The sequence below is a fragment of the Acinetobacter sp. YH01011 genome, assembly GCF_013420785.1.
Lineage (GTDB): Bacteria > Pseudomonadota > Gammaproteobacteria > Pseudomonadales > Moraxellaceae > Acinetobacter > Acinetobacter towneri.
In genome coordinates this window covers 42,307-54,026 of sequence record NZ_VOYG01000013.1, presented here as the reverse complement: position 1 = coordinate 54,026, position 11,720 = coordinate 42,307, and the positions used below count along the sequence as shown (strand labels likewise).

General features: G+C 41.7%; 5 protein-coding genes, 1 tRNA gene and 2 pseudogenes. 6 read left to right on the top strand and 2 right to left on the bottom strand.

Annotated features, from left to right (window positions below; genetic code table 11):
• Positions 1-33 precede the first annotated feature (33 nt).
• The gene (locus tag FTT78_RS10035; protein WP_096902183.1) at positions 34-1,293 is read left to right on the top strand and encodes a GGDEF domain-containing protein; all 1,260 of its coding nucleotides are present in this window, start codon (positions 34-36) and stop codon (positions 1,291-1,293) included.
• Between the two features lie 116 nt (positions 1,294-1,409).
• Here the strand turns inward: FTT78_RS10035 and argG are convergent, their stop codons facing one another.
• The gene (gene argG, locus FTT78_RS10030; RefSeq protein ID WP_004972682.1) at positions 1,410-2,753 is read right to left on the bottom strand and encodes an argininosuccinate synthase; all 1,344 of its coding nucleotides are present in this window, start codon (positions 2,751-2,753) and stop codon (positions 1,410-1,412) included.
• A 611-nt stretch (positions 2,754-3,364) separates the two neighbouring features.
• Here argG and FTT78_RS10025 point away from each other — a divergent pair.
• Positions 3,365-5,398 (top strand): NADPH-dependent 2,4-dienoyl-CoA reductase, encoded by a 2,034-nt coding sequence (locus FTT78_RS10025; protein WP_004972684.1) that lies wholly within the window; start codon positions 3,365-3,367, stop codon positions 5,396-5,398.
• A 129-nt stretch (positions 5,399-5,527) separates the two neighbouring features.
• Positions 5,528-5,617 (top strand) — tRNA-Ser (locus FTT78_RS10020).
• 727 nt (positions 5,618-6,344) lie between these two features.
• On the opposite strand, the pseudogene FTT78_RS10015 reads toward FTT78_RS10020, so the two are convergent.
• Positions 6,345-6,998 (bottom strand): annotated as a pseudogene (locus FTT78_RS10015) (IS66-like element ISAba25 family transposase); the annotation flags it as partial.
• 101 nt (positions 6,999-7,099) lie between these two features.
• On the opposite strand from FTT78_RS10015, the pseudogene FTT78_RS10005 reads away from it, so the two are divergent.
• The 3 genes and pseudogenes from FTT78_RS10005 to FTT78_RS09995 all read left to right on the top strand — a co-directional run.
• Positions 7,100-9,919 (top strand): annotated as a pseudogene (locus FTT78_RS10005) (ImcF-related family protein); the annotation flags it as partial.
• Positions 9,920-9,956: 37 nt separating this feature from the next.
• Positions 9,957-10,916, top strand: coding sequence for a type VI secretion system-associated protein TagF (gene tagF / locus FTT78_RS10000; RefSeq protein ID WP_179994234.1), 960 nt, complete (start codon positions 9,957-9,959; stop codon positions 10,914-10,916).
• Positions 10,917-10,918: 2 nt separating this feature from the next.
• Positions 10,919-11,686 carry an OmpA family protein gene (locus FTT78_RS09995; RefSeq protein WP_180044201.1) on the top strand — a complete coding sequence of 256 codons (768 nt, stop codon included), beginning with the start codon at positions 10,919-10,921 and terminating at the stop codon, positions 11,684-11,686.
• Positions 11,687-11,720 lie beyond the last annotated feature (34 nt).

Here is an 11,720-nt window from a genome sequence, read left to right as displayed (position 1 = left end):
AACAATCGTGATTAAATGGAATTTAAAGCATCCATGGAATACAAATATAAGTTAGCCAAGCTACAGTACGACAAAGAAAAAAATGAAGAGTTGATTAAACGTCAACGTAAACGTGCGGGGCAGGTTTTTCCGAAACAACTGGAAGTTGAGTTTTGGCAACAGCATCTTGAACAAGCTCGGCACAACATTAACCAATATTTTTGGTCGGGCGTACTCATCTACTTTATTATCACCGTGCTGATGATTACTGGGGATTATTGGATTATTGATCGTAATTTTTTTAAACACGATTTTATCCACTCTTTACTAGGCTTGGTCAATGGCGCGTTTTGCTTACTGACCCTGTTCTTTTTTGCCCATTATAAAATTTTGCGCCCGTATTATGCCTATGCCGCCATGGCTATGATTTTTTGGGCCATTGTGTCGATGACCTGGCTGACCATGACGGTGCATACCGAAGTGTTTAGACACCAAGCCATGATGATCATCAGCATGATTTATATTATGGGTTTTGTACTGACGGGGGTGAAGCCGTTTCACATGCTGCTGACTGGGTTAATGGCGGCTGTGGTTGCCATGATTATGCTATTAACCTTGTATATTCCAATTGATGTGATGGTGATGGGGCGGGTGTTGGTTGGCAGTACGGTAGTGGGTTTTTTAATCAGTAAAATGCTGTGTACCCGTGAGCGGATGATTTTTTTGGTCATGCACCAAGCCCGACTTAGTGAAAAAATTAACCGTATTCATGCTGAAGAATTGTTGCATTTAAGTCAGCATGACGCGCTGACTAAAGTATCCAACAGACGTACTTTTGATGAAATGCTGGACAGCTATTTCGAACAGGCACGGCATGATGAAGTGCCATTGTCTTTACTCTTTATCGATGTCGATTTTTTTAAAAAATATAACGATCATTATGGGCATCAAAAGGGAGATGAAGTCATTTCAGCGATTGCCAAATCCATTAAAGACTCAATTCGTCACATGGATTTTGTTGCGCGTTATGGTGGTGAAGAATTTGTGGTGTTATTGCCAGAAACCGATGCGCATGGTGCGTATGCTGTGGCTTCCAATATTTTTAAAGCGGTTGAGCGTTTAGCGATTCCACATAGTCAATCTTTGGTTGACAGTAATGTCACCATCAGTTTGGGCTTTACCGTCTATAAAGGTGAGGCGGACATTTTTAAAAGCGATTTCTTACAACGTGCAGACCAAGCCTTGTACCGTGCGAAACAGTTGGGACGTAATCAAATTTATTACCACACTTTGCAGGTGGAAGAAGTGCTGTAAATTTTTCTATTGCAGCTTTCATTTAGTATGAATTGTTTAGTCCTCATGTTTAAACAAACATAAAAAAGCCGCTCAATTTGAGCGGCTTTCGATTTCACAAAATCATCACCAAGTGATTATTTGTTTTTGTCTTTCAATTGTGGCACTGCAGAACCTGAACCAATCGACAATAAGCCAGAATTGGTATAAAGACCCAATTTAGCGCGTGTATCGGTAATGTCTAGGTTACGCATAGTTAACTGACCAATACGATCCATTGGCGTAAACATTGAATCACCTTTCTCCATAGTTAAACGCTCAGCTTCATAAGTGAGGTTCGGAGATTCAGTGTTCATAATGGTATAGTCATTACCACGACGTAATTCTAAAGTCACTGTACCAGTAATTGCTTTAGCCACCCAACGCTGCGCAGTTTCACGTAACATTAACGCTTGAGAATCGAACCAACGACCTTGATACAATAAACGACCTAAACGTAAACCGTTAATGCGGTATTGTTCAATAGTATCTTCGTTGTGAATACCCGTAACCAAACGCTCATAAGCAATGTGCAATAACGCCATGCCTGGTGCTTCATAAATACCGCGAGATTTTGCTTCAATAATACGGTTTTCGATTTGGTCAGACATCCCCAAACCATGACGACCACCAATACGGTTCGCTTCAAGAATCAACTCAACAGGGTTTTCAAAACGCTGACCGTTTAATGCAACTGGCATACCTTCTTCAAAGGTAACCGACACTTCTTCGGCTTTAACTTCAACGTCATCTTTCCAGAACGCCACGCCCATGATTGGATCAACGATTTTGATGCCAGCATCTAGGTACTCAAGGTCTTTCGCTTCGTGTGTTGCACCTAGCATGTTTGAGTCAGTTGAATAAGCTTTTTCTTTTGACATTTTATAGTCAAAACCATTGTCGATAAGGAATTGTGACATTTCCGCACGACCGCCTAATTCATCAATAAAGGTTTGGTCTAACCACGGCTTATAAATTTTAAGCGCAGGATTAGTCAATAAACCATAACGATAGAAACGCTCAATATCGTTACCTTTATAGGTTGAACCATCACCCCAGATGTTTACGTCATCTTCTTTCATGGCAGTCACTAGCATTGTACCTGTTACTGCACGACCAAGCGGGGTGGTGTTAAAGTAAGGTATACCGCCTGTGCTGATATGGAATGCACCACATTGGATGGCAGCAATACCTTCCAAAGCCAACTGCATACGGCAGTCAACCAAGACTGCTTTTACCGCACCGTATTCTTCGGCTTTCTTTGGAATGGCATCATAGTCATCTTCATCTGGCTGACCCAAGTTTGCGGTATACGCATATGGTTCAGCGCCTTTTTGCTTCATCCACAATAAAGCAGCTGAAGTATCTAGACCACCAGAAAAGGCGATACCGACTTTTTTGCCTACTGGTACATTCTGCAAGATAGTTGCATTATCAGTCATTGCTAGTCCTAACTTTTTTAAAATAGGCACCACATTTGGTGGCCAAGGAGAATTCTAAACTGCAAATTATAGCACTCTTTAAAATGCTTGTTTTCGTTAAAAAAGCGCATTTGATAAAAAAATCAGGTTCAGGCTTAAATTTTCATTTAGAAATGGCAAACTTGGTATAGATGTTGAAGATCAAAACCTGCAATTGGGATGGTGCAGAATAAAATCACTTTTACTTTTGGGCGGTTTTATATCAAGTTTATATCAAGAATAGTTAGGGTCTATTGCCAAGTTTCATAACGCAATCTGAGAAAGTTTTAGCCACATGAGCAAGAACAAAGCACTGCTTTGTTTGCTGCGCAAGGGGACAAGCATATTTTTTGCTGCTATTGCGTTATGAGTCAGTCATTTAGAATGATTAAATTTCCTGCCTCATGCCTTATATCAGCTAAAAAACCTTGCGAGATATATCTCTCACGTCGCAAACATAGAAGAAGTGTCAACAGACCCTATAAATTGACGTTTGCGCCACACAGTCGAACTTTAGAGTCATAAACAGTTTATAAAAATCGGTTAAAGTATTCATGCAACAAGTTGCAAAGCTCATTATATAAGGACTCATCATGACAACTCGCTATGCAAATATTCTAAAACCATTACATTTAGGATTTACCACCATTAAAAACCGTGTCGTGATGGGTTCAATGCACACGGGTTTGGAAGATCGTTTTTATAATTATCCAAAACTGGCTGCTTATTTTGGCGAACGTGCCAAAGGTGGCGTGGGTTTAATTATTACAGGTGGTATTTCACCTAACCGTCAAGGCTGGTTATTGCCTGCGGGCGGTACTATGAATACATTGGGCGATGTTGCACCACATCGATTAGTGACACATGCCGTACATAAGCATGGTGCGAAAATTTTAATGCAAATTCTGCATTCAGGACGCTATGGTTATCAACCATTTGTGGTGTCTGCAAGTCCGATTAAATCTCCAATTTCACCATTTAAACCACGTAAAATGAGTGAAAGACAAATTTTAAATACCATTGAAGATTATGCGAAAACAGCTAGTTTAGCCAAAATGGCAGGCTACGATGGTGTCGAAATTATGGGTTCGGAAGGCTATTTACTGAATCAGTTTTTAAGCCGTCATGTGAATCAGCGTGAAGACCAATGGGGCGGTACGATTGAAAACCGTATGCGTTTTGCTTTAGAAGTAGTCAAAGCCATTCGCGCCGAAGTGGGTGAAAAATTTATTATCTGCTTCCGCTTGTCGATGCTGGATTTAGTCCACGATGGCAATACCATGCACGAAGTGATTACCGTTGCCAAAGCCTTAGAGCATGCGGGTGTGAACTTGCTCAATACAGGGATTGGCTGGCATGAAGCGCGCATTCCAACCATCGTGACTTCTGTGCCACGCGCAGCTTTTGTTGATTACACCGCAGAAGTGAAAAAACACGTTGAGATTCCTGTAATTGCATCCAACCGTATTAATATGCCTGATACTGCAGAAGAAATATTGGCAGCGGGTAAAGCTGATATGATTCAAATGGCACGACCATTGTTGGCAGATGCGTTTTGGGTCAATAAAACTGCGACCAATCGTGTCAATGAAATTAACACCTGTATTGCCTGTAACCAAGCGTGTTTAGATCATACCTTTAAAAATCAGCGTGCGACTTGTTTGGTCAATCCGCGTGCAGCCTATGAAACTGAATTGGTCTATGAAAAAACCAAGCAACCGAAGCGTATTGCAGTTGTCGGTGGTGGTGTTGCGGGAATGTCTGCTGCTACAGTTGCTGCTAGTCGTGGGCACCATGTGACTTTATTTGAAGCCAGCAACGAAGTGGGCGGTCAATTCAACTTGGCAAAAGTCGTGCCGGGCAAAGAAGAATTTCACGAAACCATTCGCTACTTTAAAGTGCAAATTGAAAAAACTGGGGTCGATTTGCGTTTAAATACCAAAGTCAACCGCGAGCAACTCGAACGTGAAGGTTTTGATGAAGTGGTCATTGCAACAGGTGTAGTACCACGTGCTTTAAAAATTGAAGGCAGCGATGCACCGCAAGTATTGTCTTATGCAGAAGTATTACGTGGTGCACCTGTTGGACAAAAAGTCGCTGTGATTGGTGCAGGCGGTATCGGTTTTGATGTGTCGGAGTTTTTACTGAAACCTGAACATCAGCCACAACCGCAGCCTTTGGCAGATTGGCAGCGTGAGTGGGGAGTCGATCCGAATCCTAACTATGTGACTGAAGGTGGTATGCTTGCTCCAGAAGTTCATCCCCCAGTCCGTGAAATTTATTTATTGCAACGTAAGACGACAGCTTTAGGTGCAGGTTTGGGTAAAACTTCAGGATGGGTACATCGTGCACAGTTGAAAAAACATGCGGTGCGTATGCTACGTGGTGTGCAATATAAAGCCATCAGCAATGAAGGCTTGTGGATTGAAATGGCAGGTCAAGACCAATTGTTACGTGTAGATAGCATTGTAGTCTGTGCAGGGCAGGAGTCGGTTAAAGATTTAATGCCTGCGGCAGATGAAAATACTTTGGCTAACTATCATATTATTGGTGGTGCAAAGCTTGCTGCAGAGTTAGATGCAAAACGTGCGATTCGTGAAGGGGCTGAATTGGCTGCTAAACTTTAAAAAGTGAGGTGGCTATGCTGTTGTTTTGATGAACTTTAGCGCTGATTTGGTGAAACAATATTCACTTGAGTGCTTGAGTGGTATTTTTTACTTGTCATCAAATCAAAAGCTTCGTATCATGGCCCACATGGAAGCGTGGCAGAGCGGTTTAATGCACCGGTCTTGAAAACCGACGAGGGCGCGAGTCCTCCGTGAGTTCGAATCTCACCGCTTCCGCCAAATATCAATGACTTAGCCCTGACATATTCAGGGCTTTGTTGTTTCTAGGGTTATGCAACGTAAGCCTGTAGTAAGCAAAAAATATTTAATTTTGAAATACTAATTATCAAATTGCTTGAATTGTTTCTAATATATAAGATGTGCTTATCTTCAGAACAACAATTTAGAAGTTAAGTTATGGACATTTTTGAGTTTGTTAGTAGTTACAAGAATCACCCAGTTTTATTTGTGGGTACTGGTCTAAGTCTTCGATATTTAAATAACTCTTTTAATTGGGAAGGGCTTTTGAAGTATGTAGCTATTGATCTCTATGGCACCGATGAAAAATTTTATGATATGAAGAACAAGGTGCATAAGACCCATGATGGCATACGCGCCAACTTAAGGCTTAAATTGTTGAAATATATTATAATTATCGCTTGAAAAATAAAAAAGGTGGTTGTATTTATTAATGCGCTAACACAAAACACAACTACCGTGGCGTATCATGATTCATTTTCAACAGTTATTACAAGTACTTCCTTCAAATATTGAACAAATGGCGATCAATTGTAATGCTTTTCAACGGGCTAGAAAAATTAAATGTAAGCGTCCGCTGAACCCCATGCCTATTTTTTAATTTGAGTTGGATTTCCAGCGATGTGGCAGTAATTCTTCTATTTGGGTCGCTTTATGCGTCGGCAGCCTTTTCAGTACAGTAAGCATCCGCTGAACCCCATAGCTTTTTTTAATTCGATTCAGGTTTCCAGCGGTGCGGCAGCAATTCTTCAATTTGGGTCACTTTATGTGTCGGCAGCCTTTTCAGCACATCACTTAAATAGGCATACGGATCCAAGCCATTCAGCTTTGCTGACTGGATTAAAGTCATGATATTCGCCGCTCGCTGACCACTGCGCAGCGAACCTGCAAACAGCCAGTTCTTGCGCCCCAACGCCCAGGGACGCATCTGATTCTCTACCCAATTGTTGCATATCGGTAGATTGCCATCATCCAGATAACGGCTTAAGGCTGGCCAACGCTTCAGAGTGTAATTGATGGCCTTGGCGGTGGGAGAACTCGATGGCACCGTCAGATGATGTTGGTTGAGCCATTCATATAGTTGTTGCATCACCGGTTGGCTATGCTGTTGTCGGTATTCGCGGCGGTCTTCCGCTGTACCATCCGTCTTTTTCCTGAGTTCTGCTTCTATGGCATACAGTTTCTGAATCAGCACTAATGCCTGTTCAGCGACCTGACTTTTCCCGGTCACATGCAGTTCATGGAATTTACGACGTGCATGGGCCATGCAGCCCACCTCAATGACCTGGCCTGATTTGAAGCGTGCTTTATAACCACTGTAATCATCACAGACTAGATAGCCCTGCCAGCCTTTCAAGAACTCTGTCAACGGCAATTTAAAACTGACCCCTTTGATCTCGTATTAAGTTTCAACCTGTGGCTGAATCCCTATTCTTTTTTTATCCTTCAAACGATAACTCTCACCCGATGGAATTTAAAACCTTAAAGCCAGCATTAAAAAGTTTTATTGGTACTTTATTTGAAGATAATCCGTATCAATTCCAACCTGTTTTTCGAGGTTTTTATTTTACCAGTGCTTTACAGGAATGCAGCATCGAAAGCCCGATGACAGAAAGTATTGCACAAGAATTTCAACTGCAGCAGCTTGCAAGCCCTTTTCAGGACGAAGAAAAAAGTTCGATTGCCCCAAATCATGGTTATTTTTTACAAGGTTTGTTTTCCAATGTGATTTTGCGTGATCAACATTTGGTGAAACAACATATTAATCCTGCGAAAAAACGTCAGCGATATATGGCGTTTACTGCTGCATTACTTGGTGTTGGATTGTTGCTCAGTGTTTGGGTGTGGTCATATCGTCATAACCAACAACTCATTGCCGATGTTCAGGCAGACTTAGATCAAGTTATACGACTGGAAAAAACTTTTGGACAGGTTTTATCCACACAACTCGAAAGCTTATTAATTTTACAAGCACGTCTGCAACAGTTGGATGGGTTTTCCGAACAACGTCCACTTAAGTTCAGTTTTGGCTTATATCAGGGCAAGAAGTTACGCGAATAGCTCAAAGTTGAATATCTAAAAGGCGTTCAGCAGATTGTATTGTTGCCAACCCAGCAAAATATCGCGCAATACTTACAGCGTGTCCAACAAGATGCGGCAACACTCAAAGCGCATCATATACATGCAAAAACGCAGCAAGTTGCGAAAACTCAACCATATTTAGAGCCTTCCGTGCAAAATCCGCAAGATGCTTATAATGCGTTAAAGGCTTATTTAATGCTGACGAATCCTGAATATCGGGAGAGCAGTCATTTAAGTGATCAGATTTCACGTTTTTGGCGCACTTGGTTGGATGCCCATCGTGGAGAAATGCCACGTACGGACATGATTCAGCAGGCAGAAAAAATCCTGTCTTATGCCATGACACTCGCTCATCAGGACGATTTTCCTGTACTGGAAAGCGATGCACAAATGGTCGATCAAACTCGTCAAGTGCTGTTGTCGGTCATTCAGGGAATGCCTGCACGAGATCGGGTATATAACGAAATAAAAATGCGTGCAGCAGTACGTTTTCCTGCACTTACGGTCAGTCAAATTGTGGGGGAGCAACACAGTCGCATTGTTTTAGGCAGTCATGCTTTGCCTGGTATTTTTACGCAGCAGGCGTGGAATGAATATGTCGAACAAGCCATTGATCAGGTAGCCAATCAGCCAACGGACAGCAAAGATTGGGTGCTCAATAGTCATCAGTCGGATGATCTAACTTTTTCAGGAAGTCCTGAACAAATCCGTAAACAATTGCTGAGCTTGTATCAGCAAGAATATGTGAGTGAATGGAAGAAATTTCTAAATGGCATCCATTATGCAAAAACAGATCAGTTCAATCAGCAAGTGAAACAGCTTGATCTGTTGGGAGAGCCGCAAAACTCGCCAATTCGCAAGTTATTGCAACGTATTGCAGTGGAAACCAATTGGGATAATCCAATTGTGCAAGCTGAACTTGCTGTGCCTGAACAAGGATTTATGGCGTGGTTTAAAGACAAAGTGCTGCGTCAATCTAATGACAAAGCTGCAGCGCAGGCAGCTCTAAAAGCGCAAGGTGCGATTTCTCAAGAATACCAAATGTTTTATCAACTGCTGCGTAAACGTGACGATTTACAGGATCAATCTCTGTTTGATGTGTATATGAACAACCTTGCACAGGTGCGCAGCAAGTTAAATGATCTTCAAACGGCAGGGGAAATTGGACCAAGTGCAATGGCATTGTTCAAACAAACCATCCATGATCAAAACTCGGTCTTTAATACAACGCAAAAATATGTCGATGAAAAAATGATGGTGGGTTTAAAAGAGGCTGACCAACAATTATTACAAAAACTGTTGATGACACCGCTAACTCAATCTTTTGCAAGTTTAATTGTACCGACACAAGATGAAATTAATAAATTATGGCGTATTCAAGCCTATCAACCGTTTGCAACACATTTAGGTCAGAAATATCCATTTCATTCAGGGGGGACTTTACAGGCAACCAGTCAGGAAATGGGACAAATTTTTGGTGAAACAGGAAGTATTGCTGGCTTTGTCAAAGACACTTTAGATCCGTTGTTGATTCGTCGTGGTTATGTCTTAACTTCAAAAACATGGAAAGATTTAGGCTTAAATTTAAATCCTCAGTTTGTGATGGCATTTCCGCAATATGTTGCGCCAATTCATGGTATGGCAACAGGACGTTTAGATCAGCCTGCAACATCTGCTGTTTCAAATCAATCCAATTTCCAATTTTATCCATTACAGCACCCACAATTTTTATCGTATAGCATCGATATTGATGGTCAGCGAATGCAGTTTGAAAATGGAATTCAACAATGGGTCAACTTTGTGTGGCCCAATCCAGGCGCAATTCCCGGCGTGCGTATTAGTGCAGTCGATTTAAACGGTCAGTCGCATACTATTTTTGAAGCACCGGGCGAATATGGCATTAACCGTTTAATTGATGCTGCACAGCGCAAAGAGCAAAACGGTCACTTTGAAATGACTTGGGTCAGTAAAACGGAACCATCTTTATCTTTAAAAGTGAATTTCCGACTCATTAGCGGACATAGCTCGGGCAATATTGGTTCAAGTCGTGGTTATGTGGGGTTGCAGTTGGTCGATCAAGTCACCACGACCAAAGCACTTCTTGTGGTTGCTGCACAAACGACAGCAATGAGTCCCGCACAAACAGCGGCTACGCAGTCTAAAACTACAATGTCTGCACAAGTGGGAGGCGTTCCGCAATGATCAAGAGAAATAACACTTGGCAAAAGGCGTGGTGGGTATGCAAGCAGTAAAAACCGTACCTTTATATTATGGAAAAATACCTGCCCGTGGTGATTTTATAAAGTCTAAAGGGCAATCGGAACTCATTCAGCAGCTCGATCAGTGGATTAGTAATGCACTGGAACATGCCATGCAGAGCGCAGATTTTAAACAGCGTTATGCAACTTTGCCTGCTTTAGATTTTTTGATTGCCCATCCAGCAGAACCAATGTTTTTAGCTGTTAATTTAAAGGCGAGCCAAGATAGCTCGGGGCGGGCATTTCCAATGCTACTGGGGCAGTTGTTTGAGGTCGAACAGCCGAGTCAAAAGTTATTATTTGTGCCGTTTTTTTACAAAGCTATTTGGACTGATTTATTGCAACGCAATCAGGTCTTAAGCAATATCCGTGATCCCAATATGTCATTTGAACTGTTGAATCAATTGCCGAATAGGGTTCAACTTTTGAGTGCAGAAGAATACCAAGACTTTTATGAAAAACACAGCACGCATTCATTGGCACAATTAATGAAAATCAGTGTCAATGACTTGGCTCAGAGTATGATTGGGTTGGGACTTTTACTGCAACCCGTCCTCAAAAATGGCACTCGTCGTTTAAACAAAGTGATGATTTTACCGCTGAATCATCCGCGATATTGCTTTGAAATCGCAGCATTTTGGATGGGCATGATCGGGCGGTTTTTAGGCGCGCATCATACTGAAATTTTGCTGGGGATACTACATTTTGAGGCACCCATTTTGATCATTGATTTTCAGGGGGCTGATGTCATGACGCTGCGCGATCTATTTATTCAAAATATGCAGGGTGAACATTGGGTTTCTTTAATTCAAGCCACTTGGATTGATGCTTATTTAGAACAAAATGCAGGTCTTGCAACATTGGAACAATTACTTTGTCAGCGGCAGTTAAATCTTAACCAAGCCTTGAAGCTGTTTAGGCAAACTTTTTTAGATAAATAAATATGAAAAATAATCAAAAACGTATTCGCGTAAGTCTACTTATTGGCTTGTGTTTTTTAGTCCAAAGTCATTTGATCTATGCAGCGCCCATTGTTATAGAAGGTGTGGTGCCAAACGAAGCAAGTAAACAAGCCATTTTGGCGAAAATGCAAGCTGTGTATGGTGAGTCGCAGGTGTTAGATAAAATTCAAGTCCGTGCAGTTGCTGCACCGAATGGTTGGGATGACTCAGTTTCGCGTATGATTACAGCGGATTTAAAAAAGATTTCGCAAGGGCAGTTACGTGTGAAAGGGACTCAAATTGATTTGATAGGAAAGGTGAGTGCTGCTCATCAAATTCAAGCCACGACAGCAAATTTTCAGGCTTTGGTACAGCAGCCTTATCGTTTGAACACACAGCTTTCGGGGAGTCAGTATGAACAAAAAATGCTGGATGCTGCGCTCAAAAACAGGATTGTTGAGTTTGAATCGGGCAGTGCAATTTTGACTGACGTAGGGCAAAAAATTCTGGATGAAATGGCTGTGGCATTGAAGCAAGTTGGCACCAAAAAAGTGAAAATTGTTGGACATACAGACAGTTCGGGCGATGCGCATAAAAATATAGTGTTAAGCCAATCACGTGCAGGCGCGGTAAAAAATTATTTGATCGATAAAGGTATTGCGATAACGCATTTAAGCACCGAAGGTCAAGGTTCTAATCAGCCTGTCGCAGACAATACAACGCCACAAGGACGTAAGAAAAATCGACGTATTGAATTTGAGGTGCTTTGATTAGTTGATATTGAGCAAGGCGGAAGTTGAGCGT